The organism is Sphaerisporangium sp. NPDC005289, from assembly GCF_040607455.1.
Taxonomy (GTDB): Bacteria; Actinomycetota; Actinomycetes; order Streptosporangiales; family Streptosporangiaceae; genus Sphaerisporangium; species Sphaerisporangium rhizosphaerae.
Genome location: NZ_JBEXGS010000046.1, coordinates 1 through 20,357, shown reverse-complemented (window position 1 = coordinate 20,357; position 20,357 = coordinate 1). Strand labels below are relative to the sequence as shown.

The following is a 20,357-nucleotide window of genomic DNA, read 5'->3' as shown; positions in this document are numbered from 1 at the left end:
GGCCACGACGAGCTCGACTTTCTCCGTGCTGGTCAACCCCGGCTCCAGGCCGCGGTCAATGCGATCCTGCCGCCGCCAGGTGTAGATCGTCTGAGCGCTGATGTCCAGGTCGCGGGCCAGGTCGGTGACCTTACGTCCAGCCGCGATCAGGTCCAGTACCTTGCGGCGGAACTCCGCCGGATAGCCGCGCCGTCCCATGCCACTCTCCTCTCAACGAGTGGCACAAGAATCCAACAATCTACCTCCACAGAACCCGGGGAACACCAACCACTCCACGAAACCCGGCGCGGTTCAGATAGTCCTATGACGTCGGCGCGGCCCCGCCAACCCCGGAGACTCTGATGTGCTGATGTCCTACCCGGCGGGCAGGATGGGCGCGGAGGTATAGATGAGTGACATCGCGGACGTTCCACCCGCCGTTGTGGGCCGGCTCCGGGTGATCTGCGGGGAGCTGCCCGAGGCGTACGAGGAGCCGGCGTGGATCGGCTTGCGGTGGCGGATTCGCCGGCGGACGTTCCTGCACGTCTACACCACCGACGTGAGGGGGTCGGCGTACATCGATATGGACGATCCGGCCATCCTGATGACCTTCCGGGCGCCGCCCGGGGAGTTGGCCGCGCTGGCGCATGCCGGCCCTCCGTTCTTCCGGGCCGACTGGGGTGTGAATGTCATGGGAATGGTGCTGGACGACGAGACGGACTGGGTCGAGGTTGCCGAGCTGGTGACGGACAGCTATCGCGTGCAGGCGCCCCGCCGCCTCGCGTTCCGGCTGAAGGAAGGGGGATGAACCGCCGGCTACCTCCCCACGTTGCCGCTTATCCAGGTTCGGTGCTGAGAAACATTCCTATTCACGGTGGGATAGGTCGGTTGCCGCACTGGCCAGAGATATTTCAGGAGTCGATTCCGATGACGACATCACCCAGTGCCGCATGCTCGGGCCGTCTGGCCGGATTTGCGGGTGCAGTTCATTCCGGGCGTGATCGGCTTCACGAACTGGTGGATGCCTTCGCAGGTCCACCTCGGCGTGACATCGAGGAAGACCTCGCGTCGTTCGTTGGGGAAGCCCGCATTGCTGGTCTTTCCGTAGCCGGTCGTGACTACCTCGCCGGTCGGCACCGCGCCCTGGCTGGGCAGTGTGGGTGCGATGAGGGGCTCCGACAGCAAGATGGGCTGGTCAAGCGCAGGATCGCGAGATCGCCGTCCGTTGCCGGGACGCGCCTTCACTCGGTTCGGGCACCGGCCTCGAGCACGGTGAGGTCGCGGACCGCATACCGGTGATGCTCGGCCTCTTCCTTGGACACCACTGTGAGGCAGCGGCGCACGACGTACTCCTTGTCCGGGTAGGGGTCGGCCGGCTTGCGACCACATACCCGGTCGAGCTCGGCCTCGGTGAGCTCGTCGACGACCCGGCGCATTGTGGCCATGCGGGCGAGCCGCGGCGCGAGTACCTCGTCGAGCGTCGGGGTGGCATCGAGGGTGAGCCCGAGCTTCGCCGATGCTTCGGCCGGCATCCCGCCGCTAGGAAGGCCCAACGGGTGGTACGGCGCGTCCTCCTCGAGTACGGCGTTGCCGATCCAGGCATCGCTGGCCATCAGCAGATGCCGCTGCGTCTCGACGAACGACCACTCGCCGTCGACCTGCTCGTGCAGCTTCGCCTCGGGTAGGCGCCTGGCGCGGTCGAGCGTCTCCTCCCATTGCTTCTCGATGGCATCCCAAGCGGCCCGGTATTCGGCGGCGGACGTGGCCTCACGGGCCAGCACCCGGTTGGGATGCAGCCGGTCGAGCTCGGCCTCGACGTAGGCGGTCACGTCGACGTCGTTGACAACGACACGCTCGAAGCCGCCACCGAGGGAGACGTTGCCCCCATAGCAGTCCACGATCTTCAGGCCGGTGACGTCGCAATCGCGAATCTCGAGGCCGGAGAGGTCGCTCAGGTGGATGCGGGCACCACGGAACTGGTCACTTTGGGTGTACTCAGCAGGCATTGGGACAGTTTCCCGTATCCGTCCCGCCCGTGCCAGTGAATGGCACAAGGTGAGGGTTGCGTGTTGCGTCCGGGTGGGGAGCCGATGACGCCAGCGACTGGGTTGGGGCAGCGCCCGGAGTGCAACCGGATGGCGCGGCGGCCCGTGGCGAGCAGAGCACATCGCCGGGTGACTGAAGTTGCCCCGGTTGTGTGGACAGATCGGGGTTTGCGGCTATGCGGCAGCGTAGCGGTCTTGTTCGGCGTCGTATCGGCGTTCGTATTCGGCCGGGCTGAGCATGCCCAGGGTCGAGTGGCGGCGGCGGGGGTTGTAGAACCCTTCGATGAAGTCGATGCAGGCGGCCTTGGCCTGCGCGCGGGTGGCGAAGTGATGCCCGGTCGAGCAACTCGGTCTCCAAAGTCGCGAAGAAGCTCTCGGTGACCGCGTTGTCGAAGCAGTCCGCGACCGTCCCGGTCGAGGTCCGGATACCTGCTGACCTGCACCGTTGACTGAACGACAGCGACGTATATTGCGATCCCTGGTCACTGTGATGGATCACCCCTGGGGCCGGCCGGCGATTCCAAATCGCCATCTCCAGGGCGTCGATGCCGCCAGATCATCATCAAGGCCAACGGCGGCGAGGTGGTCGACGCGGCCGGAGGGTTCTATACGATCGCCGGACACAACCCGGCGTGCACGGCGCGGTTCTCTCGGAGACCCTGGCCTCACGGTTCGCCGCGCACATCACACGGTCACGAGCGACTACGACCTGGCAACCCCGCTCGGGGTGGACCGGCGCGCGGTGCTCGCCGGGAAGAACATGGCGACGCGGGTGGCGGAGGGCGAGGCGGGACGGGCTCCGCAGCTGCGGGAGCCGATCGCCTTCCAGAAGATCGCCGAGGCGCTGGGGGTGGACCCGGCGGCGGGGAATCTGGTCGCCATCGCGCCGGAGGACGACCGGAAGGTCATGACGGAGGTGGTTCAGGCGGCTTTCGGGAAGCCGGTGGAGCCGCTGGCGCTCGGCAGGCGGATCTGACCCACCCGAGGTTCCCGTCCGATCATGCGGGCGGGACCGAGGTCTCCGCCAGATCCAGGCGGGCGTTGTGGCGGGATATCCGTTCGTGTCCAGCCCGTGGCAAGCCGCGGGCGTCATCCTCTCCAGGACCGTGGCCGCCGTTGAGGCACCGACCGGGTGCCGGCGATGCTCTCGATGCTGAGGGTCATGCGCCCGAGGTGGCCCAAGACGAAACGGAGATCTCGATGAGGAAGATGCTTGCGGCGGTAGCATCCGCCATCGCTCTTGCCGGGTTAGGCGTGGCCGTCGCGCCGCCGGCCAGCGCCAGCAGCTACTGCCCGCAAAACTACTCGTGCTACTGGCAGGGGGCGAGCTGGACCGGCATCGAGTACATACCGACCTCATGTGGTAACTGGTCCTTCCCGGTGGGCGTCGCCAGCGTCAAGAACTATGGGCACGGAACCGCTCACCTGCGAAACAGCAGCGGCAAGGTCGTCCTTTCCGTGCCTCCCGGCCAGCAGTACGAGAACACCGGAAGCTACATCTACTCCGTCACCATCGACTGCTGAACCGCCGCCCCCGGGGGCGTGAGGTACATCACGATGGATAACTCCATCGCTGCTCGGTAGAAGGCCAGGGTTCCGGCGGCTTGCTGGGTCCTGGCCTTTTGTTGTGCCACTGCACTGTCTCCGGCCGCCCTGTTTGCGGCCCGCCGCCGTGGCCGCTCAGCCACCGCGACGAGGGATCGCCGACCTCGAGCCGGGCCTGCCGCACGTACTCCGGGTGTGAGTAGTTGCGGTACCGAAAGTGCCGCTGAGGTTGATCACGGTCCGGCTGACGTCGGGGTGAGCGGATCATCCGGCCGCCGGATGCGGACTCGGCGGGGGCGGTGGGGATGTCGTCGGCGTCCTGGAGGTCGGCGAAGTCGGCGCGGGCCGCCGCGATGGCTTCGGGGTACGCCTCCCTCTTCTCGTGCTCGGCGAGCGCGCGGTAGATGCTCGCGACGCTGGGAGCCTGACCTTTGCGCTTGCCCGTGGGGATGATCAGGTCGGGCTGGATCTGCTCGACGGACTCGCCGTTCGCGCGGCGACGGAGCACGGTGTGGAGCATGTCGTCGGTGATGACGGGCGGCCGGCCGCCGTGCTTGCCCTTGCGGGCCGCCGCGTCGAGTCCTTCGAGGGTCGACTCCCGGATGCTCTCCCGCTCGGTCTCCGCCATCGCCGCGAAGAACGCGAACAGCAGTCGGCCCGGCCCGCTGGGGTCGTACATCCCGGTCAGGGGCCCGGCGAGCATCTCCAGGACCAGGCCGTGGGCGGTGAGGTGGTCGGCGAGCGCGGTGAGTTCGGCGGCGTCGCGGCCGAGGCGCTTCATCTCGTACACGGTGAAGGTGACCCGGCAGTGCGGGGCGTGGGCCTTGATCTGGCGGGCCAGCGCGAGCGCGGCCTCGAACTGGGGCCGTACCCGGACGCGGGTGCTGATCTTCTCGGAGAACACCTTGTCGAGTGTCCGGCGCGAGGGCGAGCGGGACCGGGGTGCAGGGGCGCCACGGCTGGCCGGGCCCGCGGTCGGCAGGGGTGGGTACGCGCAGGAGCTTGGCGAGCCGGGGCACCTTGGTGAAGCGGCCGGTGTGGTAGGTGCCGGCGACCGCGCCGGAGCGCGAGCGGCACGGCGAGCCAGGTCCGGCCCGGCAGCGTGGGCAGGGGTGGCGCTCGACGTCGTCCGCGTCGCTCAGGGAGGCTTCTTGAGGGGCCGTCATGCCCCGGATGCCGTCACAAACCATTCTCAGAAGGGCCCCGAACCCGTCTGTGAGTGAGAACGAGTTCTGCGAACCGGAACGGCGCTTCGCGGTCGCCGGGCCGTCACGTTTGATCTTGCTCGGGCAAAGGCCGTTTGTGCGAATCAAGGCGGGGGTGCCCGTGCGGCTTCGCAGACCTGCCGTCTCGCTCGCCCCTTCGTAGAGTCGCCAAACCTTAATGAGTACAGCGTTTGCCTATAGGTTGTAGGTAGATGCATACTGGACATAGTCATACTGAGAGTAGGTGATGGTTGTGGTTCGGGCAGGACTGAGCCCGGAGCGGCTGACGCTCGCTGGTGCGGAACTCGCCGATGAGGCCGGTTTCGACCAGGTGACCCTGTCCGCGCTCGCCCGGCGTTTCGACGTGAAGCCGGCGAGCCTGTACGCGCATGTGAAGAACTCCCACGAGCTCAAGACCCGGATCGCGCTGTTCGCACTGGAGGAACTCGCCGACCGGGTCGCCGACGCCGTGGCCGGGCGCGCGGGCAAGGACGCCCTGACAGCCTTCGCGAACGCCTACCGGGACTACGCCCGGGCGCACCCCGGCCGGTACGAAGCAGCGCGGTACCGGCTCGACCCGCGGACTGCCGCGGCCAGCGCCGGCGTCCGGCATGCACAGATGACACGGGCGATCCTGCGCGGCTACGACATGGCTGAGCCGGACCAGACGCACGCGGTCCGCATGCTGGGCAGCGTCTTCTACGGCTATGCCTCCCTGGAGGCGGCCGGCGCTTTCGACCACACGGACGTCGCCGCTCAGCAGTCCTGGGCCTGGACCCTGGACTGCCTCGACACCGCATTGCGGAGCCGGTCCACCCCCTGACCGGCCGCCCCACCCCAGAACCAAAAGTATGAGGCAATGAGCACCGAACAGAACCTGATCACCACCCCCATCACCGCCGACTTCCTGCGCGGGCACCTCGACGTGGAAGAAACTGCCCACGGCCTGCTGCCGCACCGGCTGCCTGCCTGGGCGCGCCGCCAGATCCCCGACGACCTGCTGGCCGTGGCCGAGGCCCAGCCCTCCGGTGTCCGGCTGGCCTTCCTTACCAGCGCCACCACCATCCGCCTGGAGACCCTGCCCACCAAACGCGTCTACCGGGGCTTCCCGCCCCCGCCGGACGGCATCTACGACCTCCTGGTCGACGGCCGCCTCACCGCCCAGGCCACCGTGGACGGCGGGAACCTGCACACCATCACTGACATGCAGACCCAGACTGCGGAATTCACCCCGGGGCCCGCCGGCACCGCCCACTTCACCGACCTCCTCACCGGCGAGAAAGACATCGAGATCTGGCTCCCGCACGCGGAGATCACCGAGGTCATCGCCCTGCGCACCGACGCCCCCGTCGAGCCCGCCTCGGACAAGGGGCACCGGGTGTGGCTGCACCACGGCAGTTCCATCAGCCACGGATCCAACGCCGTCTTCCCCAGCACCATCTGGCCCGCCCTGGCCGCCTCCGCAGGCGATGTGGAGCTGATCAACCTCGGCTTCGGCGGCAGCGCACTGGTCGACCCGTTCACCGCCCGCGCGATGCGCGACACCCCCGCAGACCTGATCAGCCTCAAGCTCGGCATCAACGTCGTCAACAGCGACGCCATGCGCCTGCGCGCCTTCACCCCCGCCATCCACGGCTTCCTCGACACCATCCGCGAGGGCCACCCCACAACCCCCTTGCTCCTGGTCTCCCCCATCCTGTGTCCGACCCACGAGGACACCCCCGGACCTCTGATGCCGGACCTCTCCAGTGGAACCCTGAAGTTCAAGGCCACCGGTGATCCGGCCGAGACCGCCGCCGGACGGCTGACGCTCACGATCGTCCGCGAGGTCCTGGCCGACACCGTCAAACAGCGGTCCGCCGAAGACCCCAACCTCCACTACCTCGACGGACTCGACCTTTACGGCGAGAGCGACCACGAGGAGTTCCCCCTGCCGGACGCGATCCACCCCAGCCCCGAAGGACACCGCCGCATCGGCGAGAACTTCGCCAAGCTCGTCTTCGCAAACAACGGGCCCTTCGCCATCACGACCGGCTGACCCGGATAACCCGTGCCCGGCGTGGAGAGCGTGATGGCTGGCTCCCCCGTACCGCACCACCCCGTAGGCGAACAGGACTCGGCCACACATTCCGGGGCTATGCCTCCTAGTCACCGTCCTCGGGCGCGTCCGGATCGCGGAAGGGGCGCAGTCCCTGGCCTGGGCCGCTGGCGGTGATGTTGAAGAGGTACCGGCCCAGGAAGTTGATGTGCCGGCCCTTGAGCGGGGAGAGCCGGGCGACGTCCTCGTCCTTGATGTCGTGCCCCTCGGCGCGGAGCCATGATCAATCTCAGCGGCACTTTCTGTACCGCAACTACTCACACCCGAGTACGCGCAAGAGTTCGCCGAATCCTGGGCGATATCGAGCCGGCGGCGTTCGCTGCGACCGCGTGGCGCGGCGTACTTCAAAGCACCTGGTGGCGTTGCGCCGCGTCCTTGAAAGAGGCGTGACGGCTGGGCCTGATGACGGTGACCCCGGTTTGGCCCAGAAGCGTCGGGAGTGCGTGATGCAGGTCAACTGCCTCACCGAGGAAACTGGTTTCGTTCGTGAGAGTTGACCGCACATGTTCGTCGGTTGCGACCGCGGTCGTGTTCCGGCGGAGTCGTTGTTCACGAGTTCTGACCGCATGATGTTGCTCATGGTGAGACGATGGGTGCGCTTCGTGACGAAGGAGCGCTTCCATGCCCCCGTCGAAGGTCGAGCTCTACGCCGCGATCCGCCGGGATGCCCGGGCCGGGATGTCAGGCCGTGCGATCGAGAAGAAGTACCGAATTGGTCGGCGGACGATCGTCAAGGCGCTGGTATCGGCGTGGCCTGAGCCGCGCAAGCAGCTGCCGCCCCGTGCGTCGAAGCTTGACCCGTTCAAGCCGGCGATCGATGAAATCCTGAAAGCGGACCTGGATGCGCCGCGCAAGCAGCGGCATACCGTCACGCGGATCTGGCACCGGCTGATCGACGAGCATGAAATGACCAATGTGTCCTATCCCGTGGTCCGGGCCTACGTCGCCTTGCGCAAGCCGCAGGTCAGGGCGGAGGCCGGCCGCGGCCCAGCCGAGGTGTTCGTGCGGCAATCGCACCGCCCCGGTGATGAGGCGGAGGTCGATTTCGGCGAGGTTGTGGTCCGGCTGGCCGGACAGGACGTCAAGTGCTACCTGTTCTGCCTGCGGGTGTCATTCTCCGGCAAGGCGGTCCACCGGGTTTCCCTGTCAGGGGGGCAGGAGGCGTTCTTTGAGGGCCACGAGCACGCGTTCCGCGTCCTGGGCGGGGTGCCGGCCGGGAAGATCCGCTATGACAACCTCAAGTCCGCGGTCGCGCAGGTGATCGGGTTCAGCCGTGCCCGGGTGGAGACCGACCGGTGGACCGCGTTCCGCTCACACTGGGGTTTGGACGCCTTCTACTGCCGGCCAGGTATTCAGGGTGCTCACGAGAAGGGCGGGGTGGAGGGGCAGATCGGCTGGTTTCGCCGCAACCATCTTGTCCCCGTTCCGGATGTGCCGTCCATCCAGGCGCTCAACGCGATGATCGAGGAATGGGACGCCGCAGACGAGACCCGCCGGATCGGCAGCCGGGCGCGAACCGTCGGGGAATTCCTGGCCATCGAACGGCCGCTGTTGCGGCCGCTGCCGGATGAGCCGTTCGAGACCGGCCGCTGGTTCACGCCCCGGGTTGACCGGTTCGCCCAGGTCACGGTCCGGACCAACAAGTACTCGGTTCCAGCTCGGCTGATCGGACGCCAGGTCCGGGTGCTGTTGCATGCATCGGACCTGGTCATCTACGACGGCCACGCCGAGGTCGCGCGCCATGAGCGGCTACCGGGCAGGTCTGATGCCCGCCTGGACCTGGACCACTACCTGGAGGTGCTGGTCCGCAAGCCGGGCGCACTGCCCGGATCGACCGCGCTGGAGCAGGCTCGCGCGGCTGGGAAGTTCACGCCCGTCCATGACGCCTGGTGGGCCGCCGCCCGCAAGGCCCACAGCGACGACGTCGGCACCCGGGCACTGGTCGAGGTCCTGCTTTTGCACCGTCACATGGATGGCGAGCATGTTGTCGCCGGCCTGGCCGCCGCACTGCGAGCCGGGGCACTGACCGCCGACGCCGTCGCGCTGGAGGCCCGTAAAGCGGCCGACGAGGCCGGCGACCAGCCGGCAGCAGGCACACCGTCCGTTGGGTCGGCCGTCGCGTCCTTGACCGCCCGCCGCCTGGAAAAGCTACCGCCCGACACCCGGCCGCTGCCATCGGTCGCCGCCTATGACGAGCTGCTGCGCCAAACCCGAACCGCGCAGGAAGGAAATGCCAGGCCATGACCCCCAAGCCCCGCCGCGCAATGACTGAGCAAGCCGCCGACGCCGCCGTCGACCAGGCCTGCCGGATGCTGCGCCTGCCCACCATCCGCACCCAGTTCCCCGAACTGGCCGATGCCGCCGCCCGTGAGCAGATGTCCTACCGCGGCTTCCTCGCCGAACTGCTCATGGCCGAGTGCGACGACCGCGCCCGCCGACGCTCCGAGCGGCGTATCAAAGCCGCCGGGTTCCCCCGGGACAAATCGCTGCGCTCCTTCGACTTCGACGCCAACCCCAGCGTCGATCCCGCCGTCATCAACACCCTCGCCACCTGCGACTGGGTGAAGAAAGGGCTTCCGCTATGCCTGATCGGCGACTCGGGAACCGGCAAGTCCCACCTGCTCATCGCTCTGGGCACCGAGGCCGCGATGGCCGGCTACCGCGTCCGCTACACCCTGGCGACCAAACTCGTCAATGAACTCGTCGAGGCCGCCGACGACAAGCAGCTGACCAAGACCATCGCCCGCTACGGCCGCGTCGACCTGCTCTGCGTCGACGAACTCGGCTACATGGAACTCGACCGTCGCGGCGCCGAACTCCTGTTCCAGGTCCTCACCGAAAGGGAGGAAAAGGCCAGCGTCGCGATCGCCTCTAACGAGTCCTTCAGCGGCTGGACCAAGACCTTCACCGACCCCCGCCTATGCGCCGCCATCGTCGACCGGCTCACCTTCGGCGGCAACATCATCGAGACCGGCATCGACTCCTACCGTCTCGCCCAAACCCGGGCCAGAGCCGCACAAGCTGGCTGACCTCAGCTCACTCAGCGTCACCAGAGCCATGCCCCGCCCGGCGGAGCATGGCTCTGGTCTTCACCAACACTCCGGATCCAGTTGATCACGAAGTGGCTCCCAATCTGGCTGGCATCTGGCTCTCGGATCCACCTACATAGCCACTTGTCGGGCCTGGGTCGGGTGTGTCCAGTCAGTGGTGTATCTCGATTTGTTTGATTAACGGGTGGTCGGGGTCAGGCGGCCTTCGAAGGTGATGGCGAAGGCGTTCAGGGCGGCTTTCCAGCGGGTGATCCAGCGTTTGCGGCCCTTGCCTGTCGGGTCCAGGCTCATGATCGCCATGTAGACGCACTTGAGCGCGGCCTGCTCGTTGGGGAAGTGGCCGCGGGCCTTGACCGCCCGGCGGATCCGGGCGTTGACCGACTCGATGGCGTTGGTCGAACAGATCACCCGGCGGATCTCGGTGTCGAAGTTGAGGAAGGGCACGAACTCGGCCCAGGCGTCCTCCCACAGCTTCACGATCGCTGGATACCTACCGCCCCAGAGTTCGGCGAACTCGTAGAAGCGCTCGAGCGCGGCCGCTTCGGTGGGGGCGGTGTAGACGGGCTTGAGCGCCTTGGCGATGGCGTCCCAGTGCTGGCGGGCGGCGTACCGGAACGAGGCGCGCAGCAAGTGGACCACGCACGTTTGCACGACCGCCTGGGGCCAGACGGTCTCGATGGCCTGCGGCAGCCCCTTCAGCCCGTCGCAGACCACCATCAGCGCATCACCCACGCCGCGGTTCTTGATCTCGGTCAGCACGTGCAGCCAGAACTTGGCGCCCTCGCCGCCGTCGCCGGCCCACAGGCCGAGGATGTCCCGCTCGCCGTCCACGGTGACGGCCAACGCAACGTAGATCGGCCGGTTGGCGACCTGAGTCGCGCAGCTTGACGTGGATGGCATCGATGAAGATCACCGGGTAGACGGGGTCGAGCGGCCGGTTCTGCCACTCGGCCATGCCCTCCAGCACCTTGTCGGTGATGGTCGAGATGGTTTGCCTGGACACCTCAGCGCCGTACACCTCGGCCAGGTGAGCGGAGATCTCGCCAGTGGTCAGTCCCTTGGCCGCCAGCGAGATGACCATCTCATCGACACCGGACAGGCGGCGTTGCCGCTTGCGCACGATCTTCGGTTCGAAACTGCCGTCCCGATCGCGCGGCACGGTGATCTCCACCGGCCCGACATCGGTGATGACGGTCTTGGAGCGGGCACCGTTACGGCTGTTGGTCGTCTCGCCGCCGGAGCGCTGGTGCTTGTCGTAGCCGAGATGATCGGTGATCTCACCTTCCAGGGCGGACTCCAGCACCAGCTTGGTCAGCCGGCCCAACAGTCCGTTCTCGCCGACCAGTTCCACCCCTTCGGCGCGGGCCTGGTCGACCAGCTTGGCCACCAGTTCCCGATCCGTCGAGTTCTCGGGCTTCTTGCGCGCCACCGCGGTGTCCTCCAGGTCGATCTCCGCCGATGCCTGGATCACAGTACTCATCAGGTGCGTTCTCCATGATCAGGATATACACCAGTGACCGTACAGACCCTCACCGAGCGCTACCACATCCGCGCAGATTGTTTCGACCATTCAGGCGGCCATGTTGCGGTGAACCGGTCGGACTTGGTGAGAGGCGAACACGCTCCCGTTTCATGCGGTGTCGTCAACCGTAGGTTTGCTTTCGCCTTGGTGCCTACTGCCAGGGTTTACCCGAAATCTCAATCGGAGAGGGGATGACTGGGTTTCGTGACCCTCGTAGGGTCTTGCGGTGATGCGGGCTGAGCGGTCGTGGTGATCCCTTGGTTCCGGTTGCTTACGTCGTGTGACGTATACATCATTGCGCTTTTTAGTGTTTGGGATGTTGATGCCTTCTCGTCCGCGGTCTGTTCTGATGAGGTTTGCCCACTCTCGGCTGGTCGGTGTGCTGGCCGTGGCGGTCGCACTGTCCATCGGGCTGTTGCTGGTTGATGGGGTGGGGTTGCCTGTCGCGGTCGTTGCTCAGCAGAAGCCGTCGCCCGCCAAGCCTCGGGCGCATGTGAGTGAGCGTCCGGATCGGGTGTCGGCGCAGCTGGCGGCGCGTTTGCAGAACAGCCGGGTGGAGATCAGTGGTGAGCGCACCGAGTCGTTGACGACCTGGGCCAACCCGGACTCTACGTTCACCACTGAAGCTGTTGCCGGTGCGATCCGGGTCAAGAAGAACGGCACCCTCGTCCCGATCGATACCGCCCTTGTCGCGGACGGGACCGGGCTGCGGCCCAAGGCGGTACAGGCGGACGTCGTGGTATCTGACGGCGGGCAGGAGCCCTTCGCGTCCGTCGGGCGCGGCAAGCATTCGGTCGGTGTGGGCTGGGGCAAGGCTTTGCCGAAGCCGGCGGTGAAGGGCGATACCGCGACCTACGCAGACGTTGTGCCGAACGGTGATCTGGTGGTCAAGGCGCTGCCGCAAGGTTTCAGCCACTCGGTCGTGCTGCGCAGCCGCCCATCGGGGCCTCTGGAGATCAAGCTTCCGATCGCGACCAAGGGCCTGACCCTGTCCAAGGGCAGCGGCCATAGCCTCAACCTGAAGGACAGCAGCGGCAAACGGGTCGCCACCGCCCCCGCCCCGCGCATGTGGGATTCCTCCACCGACCTTGCGTCTGGCGAGTCCACGCACCAGGCAGAGGTGACCACCTCCATCGAGCAAAGCTCCGGCGGGACGGTGCTGGTCCTCAAACCGGATGCCGCGTTCCTCAACGACCCCGCCTTGCGGTTCCCGGTTACAATCGACCCCACCACGACACTTACGGTGACTACGGACACCTGGGTGGCCACCAGTTTCCCTGCCTCACAGCGCGGGTCGACGGAGCTGAAGGCCGGCACCTACAACGCCGGTGGCGAGGTCGCCCGCTCCTACATCAAGTTCAACGGCATCGATGGCCTTGCCGGCAAGCACATCATCAGCGCTGACATGCGTCTGTGGTCGTACTATTCCTCCACCTGCAGCGCGGGTGCGGGTGTCAAGGTCAGCCGGATCACCGGCACCTGGGCCCCCGACACCATCGCCTTCGGCACCGAACCCGCCACCACGACCACCGGAGCGGTCACCACCCAGACCGCCTACGGTAACTCGGCCTCCTGCCCGGCGAACTTCATGCACTGGATCAACACGTCCATGGTGCAGGCCTGGGCTGACGGGGCGGCCAACAACGGGGTTCAGGTCCGGGGGGCTTCGGAGACCGACTCCAACACTTGGCGGCGCTTCTACTCCTCCAACTACAGCGACTCCGCTTACAAGCCTCGCCTTGCGGTGACCTACAACTCCTACCCCGGCGCTCCGGCACAGATCACCACCGGTGGCGCGCATCAGTCCGGCGGGATCTGGTACTCCACCAAGACCCCGGCGCTGATCGCCTCCGTGCCGGACCCCGACGGGGGGCAGGTCCGTCTCGACTTCGAGGTCTCCGAAACAACCGCCAACGGCGGCGCGGTGCTGTGGACCGGCAACACCCCCAACGTCACCGCCGGACAGACCGGCCAGATCAGCGTGCCCGCCGGGATCCTGACCCAGGGCCGACCCTACCGGTGGCGTACACGGGGATACGACGGCACCGACTATGGAGCCTGGTCTGCATATTCGACCTACACGGCGGATGTCGACCCGCCTGCCGCCCCGACCATCAGTTGCCCGAACTACCCGGCCAACGCATGGACTCCGCGGGTGGCCGGCGGGGACACCTGCACCCTGGACACCACCGCGGCCGATGGCAACGGTTACTACTGGTCCCTGGACAATCCCAACCCCACCAAGGTCGTCAACGACACCACACACACCGGCGCCGCGAAGACCATCGCCATAGCCCCTGAATATGCCTGGCATACCCTCTATGCGCAGGCGTTCGATGGGCTGGGCAACCGATCCGCCACCACCACCTATAGCTTTGGAGCGGGCCTGGGCTCGCTGGCCACCCCCGTCGACGGTGACCGCACCCAGGAAGCGGTCGCGCTCAACAGCAACGCACCCTCCATCAAGAACGGCGTCACCTACCGATACCGGGCTGGCACATCATCGATCTTCCCTTGGACCAAGATCCCAGCCGGAGACGTCACCTACCCTGGCACCACTACCACGGTGGCAAGCTGGCCCCTGAAACGCACCAACACCTCCGCGGCCTGGCCCCCACTCGACTGGAACGTCAACAAGACCATCCACGACGCTGGCTACGGCGATGGCCCCATTCAACTGGTCGCCTGCTTCACCGAACCCGGTGCTATCAACGAAGAATGCTCGCCCCTCGCGACCATGACCCTCGAGCGCACCGCATTCGGGGCTTCGTATGCGACGAAAGGGATTGGTCCAGGCGAGGTGGCCTTGCAGACGGGAGACTTCTCCATCGGCGGGGGTGACGTCAACGTCGGCGGCCTGTCTATCGGCCACGACCACACTACGCTTGCGCCTCCCGCCGAGCAGGGAGCTGCAGGTGTATTCGGCCCGGGTTGGACTGCCTCGTTCCCGGGGAGCGGAGGCGGCGACGGATCTGCGTCCGCAGCCGGCTACCAGTTCGAAGACCACTCCGTCAATGGATTCGTCCTGCTCACAGGCCCGGACGGCGAGACCGTCTCCTACTCCCAGGCGGCAGACGGCACGTTCCGCGGAGTCGCCGAGGCTGACAACGGTTCTCTCATAGTCAAGGACTCCGCCACCCAGTTCACCCTGACTGAACCCGACGGAGCAAAAACCGTCTATACCTCGGTGAACGGGCATTGGGGCACGGACAGCGCCGATGCCCCAGGTGTCGGCAATACGACCAACTATGTCCGCGACGCCCAGGGCCGTCCCACGCGGATCCTGGCAGACGTCCCTACAGGTGTCACGTGCACGACCACTCTCGCCGCGGGATGCAAGGCTCTTAATATCACCTATGCCGCTAGCACTACAGCGACCGGCGTAGCCTCCGGCTGGGGCGACTACGCGGGCAACGTCACTAAAATCGACTACATCGCATACGATCCAGCCCTTCAAACGATGAAGACCACTCAGGTCGCCGCATACACCTATGACTCCACTGGACACCTGCGCCAGGAGTGGGATCCCCGGATCAATTCCGCGCTGAAGACGACCTACTACTACAACAGTGAAGGTCGCATCTCACAAGTCACTCCGTCAGGACTTTCGCCTTGGACCATTGAGTATGATGACTCCGGCCGCCTCGCACATGTGAGCCGCAACACCCCGCAGGGCGAAGCAACCCAGGCGGTGGTCTACAACGTCCCGATCGGCGGAACCGGCGCACCCGTCGATCTGACCAGCACGGCAACTGCGAATTGGGGTCAGTCGGTAGATCTCCCGCGCTTGGGAGCTGCGGTCTTCCCTGCATCTCACGTTCCAACCCGATCAGGAAACGGCTCCTATCAGCCGACCTCCTCCGACTTCCAATACGGCTCCTTGACCTATATGGACGTCAACGGTCGGCCGGTCAACAGCGCAGGCTTTGGCGCGGGTGCTTGGCAAATCTCGAGTCAAAGGTATGACGACAAGGGTCACACCACCTGGGTACTTGACCCTGAAAACCGAAACCAAGCTCTCGCGCCTACTGGCGTCACGGATCCGTATGTTGCGAGCCAGACCAATAGCACGGTGAGAGCAGATCTCCTGGCGACGATAACCACTTACAATGCTCAGGGTGATCCGCTGAGTGAAACCAGTCCAACTCAACTGGTGATGCTCCAAAGCGGAGTCGTCATTTCCGCTCGCAGATATAGCACTCATACTTATAACGAGGGGCGCCCTGATTCGAATGTCGACTACCACCTGATCACATCGGACAAATCTAAGCCAATTCGTCTCGATGGGCAGTCTCAGCAGTCGGACCTCGATACGCAGGTAACCAAGAACGGATACGACCCAGTGCATAGCGGCGACGAGTCCGGTTGGACCCTGCATGCGCCCACCATGGAGACAAAAGTCGTAACCGGGAATACGGACATCGCGAGTCTATCCAGCTATGACGCCACGGGGCGCCCGGTCGAGAGTCGCATGCCGGCGAGCAATGGAAATGATGCCGGCACAAGCATCGTGATATATTACACAAGCGGTGCAAATTCAAGCATTACGGCTTGTGGAAATAAGCCGGAGTGGGCAGGAATGCTCTGCCAGAAGGCGCCAAAGAGTCAAGCTCCTGGAACTCCCCTGCCGGTGAAGACCTTCACCTATGATTACTGGGGTCAGATAGCCACGCAAAAGGAAGTTTCTGGAAGCTCGACAAGGCTCACCACTCTTCTTTACGATGCTGCCGGTCGACCTTCGAGTACATCTGTTGCAGTGACCCCTGTTGCGGATGGTGGTGTTGCCATACCTCAGATGGTAACTGCTTATGATCAAATGACGGGTCAGATCAGTACTGTCACGGCTGGGTCAGCTCAAACGTCCAACCAGTATGATCAGCTCGGCCGTGTCATTGGATACACAGATGCGTCCGGTAATCAAAGCGTCACGACGTATGACATCGACGGTCATGTCAAGACCGTTAATGATGGTAAGGGTGTCACAACGTACACCTATGACGGCACAGACTCATTGGGCAAAATCGAACGGCGTGGTCTGGCTACCTCGGTTGACGCTGGCCTAGCCTCGGGGCCAAGCAGCTTGGCGGTTTCCTACGATGGTCGAGGAAAGTTGGTTTCTCAGAGGTTTCCTAACAGCTTGACGGTCACTGTTGCTGTCAACAGCAGTGGTAAATCAATTGGTCTCACGTATGAAAAAGACGGGGTGCGGTGGTTCAGCTATTCTAGCCAATGGAACACAGCTGGAAACGCTACTCAACTAACTTCTCCGGCAGGTTCTCGCGACTACGAATACGACACGACCGGCCGCTTGATGAAGACTCAGAACAATGCATTGGGGAATTGCCTTACACGCATTTACTCCTATACCCCTAATACCGACCGCCTCGGCCGTACGGAGTACTCGGCAGCCGATGATGGCTCCTGTAGCGCTGATAGCTCGAGCACTACCGAGAACCGAACATATGACGCCGCCGACCGGATCACCAGTCCGGGATACGTATATGACTCGTTCGGCCGCACGACCACCGTTCCCGCAGAAAACGTGCCGCGGGGAATTGCCGTGCAGATCAACTACTACGCAAATGACAATCCGGCCGCGATTGTCGTCGGAACAGAAACCCAGTCATACACCATCGACCCGCTGGGACGGGTAACGACAGCGACCCTCTCGACCGGTGGAACATCACAGGTGAGCACAAATCACTATGTGAATTCGGACTCCGATTCCCCTGCCTGGGTGTCGGAACCGAATAATCAATGGAGCCGCTACATCGAGGGTCCGTTGGGTGGGCTGGTGCTGACTGAACATTCAAACGGGGTAAGCGAGCTCCAGATCTTCAACCAGCGGGGCGACGTTGTGGCAACGGCAGCAAATGACACAGCGGCAACCGGCGTCATCTCCTATTCAGAACAGGATGAGTTCGGTAACTCCTCGCCGGGCGTGCCAGCGACCAAGTACGCATGGCTCGGCATCTTCAAACGAGCGGCGGATAATCCGGCAGGATTCGTTATGATGGGCCGCCGCTTGTATAATCCCAAGACTGGACGATTCCTTCAGGTCGACCCCGTCGAAGGCGGATCCGCAAATCCCTATGACTACGCCAGCCAAAACCCCATTAATGGTTACGATATCAGCGGTGCTGCTACTTCGTGCTGGATTGGGGCCGCTAGATGGAGATTCGCGGTAAAGGGAATCCAGGCATTCGACCTCCATATGAGGACGCACTGGTGTGGAACTGGGAATTATATCAGGGCCCGTTTGAGTAGCTCTTTCGATGGCGATGGCGGGCCAGCGTTCTGGTTCGTCGAGGGAGAATCGGCTTATTACGGAACCAGCTACCGCTTCAGTCATTACGGCGGTGGTAATTATCAATATTGGCGTCGGCGGCGCGTCGAAAAATACACGGTTGGGTCGCCTTGGGGTTTCGGGTATACGGCTTACCGAGGTATGACTGTCGACATGTCGGGTTGGGGTGGCATTTGGGTCCAGGCGTGGTCGCACAATAGCACCTGACAAGCACCAGGACGACTTCGATCAGCGCGTGACGGAACTGCTTGAGCAGCGCAAATTGCTCATCGAGAAGTACGCGGACCTACGGTCGGCCGACGAGGTGCCGCTGGGTCCGTTCGGCTGGACACACGGCGACTTTCAGCATCTGAATGTGATGTGGCAGGGGGGCAAGGTCGTCGCGGTGCTTGATTGGGACCGGATTCGGGTCCCGCCCTTTCAGTACCTCCGGGCAGGCGGGCCTGAAGGGGGGATGGCGGACAAGGCCAGGCGCCTGTCGAGATTGAGCTAGATCTCACCGTAGGGGGTCATGTTGGTGTGGAAGACCGGGGTGAGGCCGCGCTGGTCGGCGTCAGTGAGCACCTCCTGCCATTCGGGGAGAGCGAGGGTGTCCTGGATCATCAACGTGTTGATGTACACCAGCGCGGCCTGCAGGATCCGCAGACACAGACACAGCGCGGTCATCTCCACCTCCTCGCGCCGGTTGGTGGAAATCTCCCCGCCCCGGCCGTAGCAGATCACGCCATTGGCCCGGTTCCAGGACTCCACCACATTCAGCCCTTCCTCGATCTCCCGCTGCAGATCACGGTCACGCAGGTAGCGGGCGACGAACACGGCGCGCTGGGCGCGGCCGATCTCCAGCATCGCCTGGTAGGCCGGATGGGAGGCCCCGGCGTTGGACATCACCCGGTCACCGATCAGCTGGACGGTCGGTGGGAGTGGTGCTCGAGGGTGAGCTGGACGGCCTGTGCCGGTTGGCCGATCTGGTTCTACAGCCGGGTCAGCTCCCCCAGCAGTTCGGCGTGTCTTCCGCCCTATCTTCCTGGGTTGAGTTCTGCGGCGTGGGCGAACAAGTACAGTGCCTGACGGCGTGACCGCAGGGCCGCGTCATGATGTCCCTGGTTCCAGCGCACCCGGCCCAGCTCGGCCAGCGCGCCAGCGAGGTAGGGGCCTATCCGGTCGGGAACGGTGGTCATGTCGATCTCATACAGTGCGACGGCCCGCCGCAGGCTGCGTTCGGCTTCTGGCAGGCGCGCCAGTTCCTGCTCCACCCAGCCCAGCGTGGTCAGCGTGTTGGCGAGATAGAGGCGTGTCCGGTCGGGGGTGGTGGCCATGTCGGCCTCATACAGCGCGATGGCCCGCTGATGGCTGCGGTCGGCCTCGGGCAGACGCCCCAGCTCCCGCTCCACCCGCCCCAGCCCGGCCAGCGCGTCGGCGAGATGGCGGCGTGCGATCGGGGTGAAGGTCATCGTCCGTTCGCCTAGGGTGACGGCCTGTCGGAGATCGGTTGCGGCTTCGCTGTGCGCACCCAGTTGGCGACGGGCCATGCCTTGCCGGATATGGGCGCGGGCCCGGACGGTGTGATGGGCCGGGGAAGGCACCGAGTGCTGGTCCAGCAGGGTCAGGGCCTCGCCGGCAAGCTGCACAGCCGCCTCGTAGCGGCCAAGGGACCAGCTGATGTCGCTGCGCTCGACGAGGCTGGTAGCCAGGTTGAGGAGATGCCGTCCGGGGTGGGCCGTCTCCAGGGCGTGCCAGCGGGCGACGGCGGCCTGTGCGGCGATGTCGGCGTGCTGGTCGTGGCCGAGCCAGTGGGAGGCGGTGGCCAGCCGGGTGTGGGCGCGGGCGGCGGCCGGCACCTCGCCGGTGTGCCGGCGGGTGAGTTGTTCGGCCAGGACGAGCTGGGTGTGCGGCAGCGCGGCCTCGGGCAGTTGCCGACGACGCGGTAGGGCGAGATGACCGGTGATCGCGGCGATGACTTCAGCGCCGGGTCTGACGTACGGCATCGCTGCGGTGGCGGGTCTTTCCCATGATGAGCCGCCGCGGTACCTCGGCGTCGCCCAGGTCGGTCGCGGCGCTGTGTCGTAGCTGGTGCAGATCGAGGCCTGTGTACTGATCAAGCAGGACCCAGGCGCGGTCGTAGCCCAGACGGGCGCGGCCGGTGTGCGGGCACATGACAGCGATCGAGGGCCGGCGGGCCGGCGGGGCGGCATGGGCAGAAACAGCGGGCCGCTGGTGCGCGAGGTTCCGTGCAGCAGGCGGGGCAGGCGGCCCCGCCTGCCCCGGACACAGGTAGGTTGCGCCCGCGGCTCGGTAGAAGAAGATCTCGATGCGGCATGGTCGGCCGGTGCGGCGCCCCAGCGTCGTGATGTCGATGATCCGTTCGCTGGTGCCTGCGGCGGGTGTGATCTCGATGGCTCGCCGGATGTGATCGGGCAGGTGTGACAGAGACGCATCCCGTGCGGAGTCGTTCCATCCGGTCGTGTCCGGACTGCTCATGCGGCCTCGGCCTGAAGCGCGGGCCCGAGGAGCAGTCCACCGTCGATGACGTACTCCGACCCCGTGATGAACGACGCGTCTGATGACGTGAGGAACAGCAGAAGCCGGGTGACGTCGGCCGGCTCTCC

Annotated in this window: 17 protein-coding genes and 3 pseudogenes; 9 read left to right on the top strand and 11 right to left on the bottom strand. The window is 65.3% G+C overall.

The genetic code is table 11. The annotated features are described in order from the left end of the window. The coding region (locus ABZT47_RS39720) for a transposase (protein ID WP_354853794.1) at positions 1–198 on the bottom strand (198 nt) is incomplete at its 3' end. A 190-nt stretch (positions 199–388) separates the two neighbouring features. On the opposite strand from ABZT47_RS39720, the gene ABZT47_RS39715 reads away from it, so the two are divergent. Continuing rightward, positions 389–787: an MmcQ/YjbR family DNA-binding protein gene (locus ABZT47_RS39715; RefSeq protein WP_354853791.1), complete on the top strand. Its 399-nt coding sequence runs from the start codon at positions 389–391 to the stop codon at positions 785–787. Between the two features lie 128 nt (positions 788–915). Here the strand turns inward: ABZT47_RS39715 and ABZT47_RS39710 are convergent, their stop codons facing one another. From ABZT47_RS39710 to ABZT47_RS39700, 3 genes and pseudogenes are all read right to left on the bottom strand, one after another. Then, positions 916–1,164: a hypothetical protein gene (locus ABZT47_RS39710; protein ID WP_354853789.1), complete on the bottom strand. Its 249-nt coding sequence runs from the start codon at positions 1,162–1,164 to the stop codon at positions 916–918. A 56-nt stretch (positions 1,165–1,220) separates the two neighbouring features. After that, positions 1,221–1,985 carry a DinB family protein gene (locus ABZT47_RS39705; protein ID WP_204059748.1) on the bottom strand — a complete coding sequence of 255 codons (765 nt, stop codon included), beginning with the start codon at positions 1,983–1,985 and terminating at the stop codon, positions 1,221–1,223. Positions 1,986–2,198: 213 nt separating this feature from the next. Beyond that, positions 2,199–2,571: pseudogene (locus tag ABZT47_RS39700) on the bottom strand (integrase core domain-containing protein); the annotation flags it as partial. Between the two features lie 180 nt (positions 2,572–2,751). Here ABZT47_RS39700 and ABZT47_RS39695 point away from each other — a divergent pair. Further along, positions 2,752–3,000, top strand: a complete 249-nt coding sequence (locus ABZT47_RS39695) for a hypothetical protein (protein ID WP_354853785.1) — start codon at positions 2,752–2,754, stop codon at positions 2,998–3,000. Positions 3,001–3,224: 224 nt separating this feature from the next. Further along, positions 3,225–3,548 (top strand): hypothetical protein, encoded by a 324-nt coding sequence (locus ABZT47_RS39690; RefSeq protein ID WP_354853782.1) that lies wholly within the window; start codon positions 3,225–3,227, stop codon positions 3,546–3,548. A gap of 28 nt (positions 3,549–3,576) precedes the next feature. On the opposite strand, the gene ABZT47_RS39685 is transcribed toward ABZT47_RS39690, so the two are convergent. Then, complete coding sequence (locus tag ABZT47_RS39685; protein ID WP_354853779.1) at positions 3,577–4,473, bottom strand: recombinase family protein; 897 nt, start codon at positions 4,471–4,473, stop codon at positions 3,577–3,579. Positions 4,474–5,027: 554 nt separating this feature from the next. On the opposite strand from ABZT47_RS39685, the gene ABZT47_RS39680 reads away from it, so the two are divergent. Together ABZT47_RS39680 and ABZT47_RS39675 are read left to right on the top strand one after the other, a co-directional pair. Next, positions 5,028–5,597 carry a WHG domain-containing protein gene (locus ABZT47_RS39680; RefSeq protein WP_354853800.1) on the top strand — a complete coding sequence of 190 codons (570 nt, stop codon included), beginning with the start codon at positions 5,028–5,030 and terminating at the stop codon, positions 5,595–5,597. Between the two features lie 36 nt (positions 5,598–5,633). Then, entirely contained in the window at positions 5,634–6,812 is a 1,179-nt protein-coding gene (locus tag ABZT47_RS39675) for a GDSL-type esterase/lipase family protein (RefSeq protein WP_354853775.1), read from the top strand. Positions 6,813–6,918: 106 nt separating this feature from the next. Here ABZT47_RS39675 and ABZT47_RS39670 read toward each other — a convergent pair. Then, a pseudogene (locus ABZT47_RS39670) lies at positions 6,919–7,077 on the bottom strand (hypothetical protein); the annotation flags it as partial. A gap of 416 nt (positions 7,078–7,493) precedes the next feature. Here ABZT47_RS39670 and istA point away from each other — a divergent pair. Both istA and istB read left to right on the top strand, forming a co-directional pair. After that, positions 7,494–9,116: an IS21 family transposase gene (istA, locus tag ABZT47_RS39665; protein ID WP_354853773.1), complete on the top strand. Its 1,623-nt coding sequence runs from the start codon at positions 7,494–7,496 to the stop codon at positions 9,114–9,116. A 20-nt stretch (positions 9,117–9,136) separates the two neighbouring features. Then, complete coding sequence (gene istB / locus ABZT47_RS39660) at positions 9,137–9,901, top strand: IS21-like element helper ATPase IstB (protein WP_354853771.1); 765 nt, start codon at positions 9,137–9,139, stop codon at positions 9,899–9,901. Positions 9,902–10,099: 198 nt separating this feature from the next. On the opposite strand, the pseudogene ABZT47_RS39655 reads toward istB, so the two are convergent. Continuing rightward, a pseudogene (locus ABZT47_RS39655) lies at positions 10,100–11,402 on the bottom strand (IS256 family transposase). A gap of 322 nt (positions 11,403–11,724) precedes the next feature. Between ABZT47_RS39655 and ABZT47_RS39650 the strand changes: the two are divergent. Both ABZT47_RS39650 and ABZT47_RS39645 read left to right on the top strand, forming a co-directional pair. Next, complete coding sequence (locus ABZT47_RS39650) at positions 11,725–17,958, top strand: DNRLRE domain-containing protein (protein WP_354853768.1); 6,234 nt, start codon at positions 11,725–11,727, stop codon at positions 17,956–17,958. After that, positions 17,918–18,244 carry a phosphotransferase gene (locus ABZT47_RS39645; protein ID WP_354853766.1) on the top strand — a complete coding sequence of 109 codons (327 nt, stop codon included), beginning with the start codon at positions 17,918–17,920 and terminating at the stop codon, positions 18,242–18,244. Before ABZT47_RS39650 ends, ABZT47_RS39645 begins: the two co-directional genes overlap by 41 nt. Here the strand turns inward: ABZT47_RS39645 and ABZT47_RS39640 are convergent. The 4 genes from ABZT47_RS39640 to ABZT47_RS39625 form a co-directional block, all read right to left on the bottom strand. Next, the gene (locus tag ABZT47_RS39640; protein WP_354853763.1) at positions 18,241–18,636 is read right to left on the bottom strand and encodes a Tn3 family transposase; all 396 of its coding nucleotides are present in this window, start codon (positions 18,634–18,636) and stop codon (positions 18,241–18,243) included. The genes ABZT47_RS39645 and ABZT47_RS39640 overlap by 4 nt on opposite strands. Before the next feature lie 131 nt (positions 18,637–18,767). Continuing rightward, positions 18,768–19,736, bottom strand: a complete 969-nt coding sequence (locus ABZT47_RS39635; RefSeq protein WP_354853760.1) for a tetratricopeptide repeat protein — start codon at positions 19,734–19,736, stop codon at positions 18,768–18,770. After that, positions 19,711–20,229, bottom strand: a complete 519-nt coding sequence (locus tag ABZT47_RS39630; protein ID WP_354853757.1) for a hypothetical protein — start codon at positions 20,227–20,229, stop codon at positions 19,711–19,713. Before ABZT47_RS39630 ends, ABZT47_RS39635 begins: the two co-directional genes overlap by 26 nt. Continuing rightward, positions 20,226–20,357: SDR family oxidoreductase (locus tag ABZT47_RS39625; RefSeq protein WP_354853797.1), on the bottom strand; the 132-nt coding region annotated here is incomplete at its 5' end. The genes ABZT47_RS39630 and ABZT47_RS39625, both read right to left, overlap by 4 nt.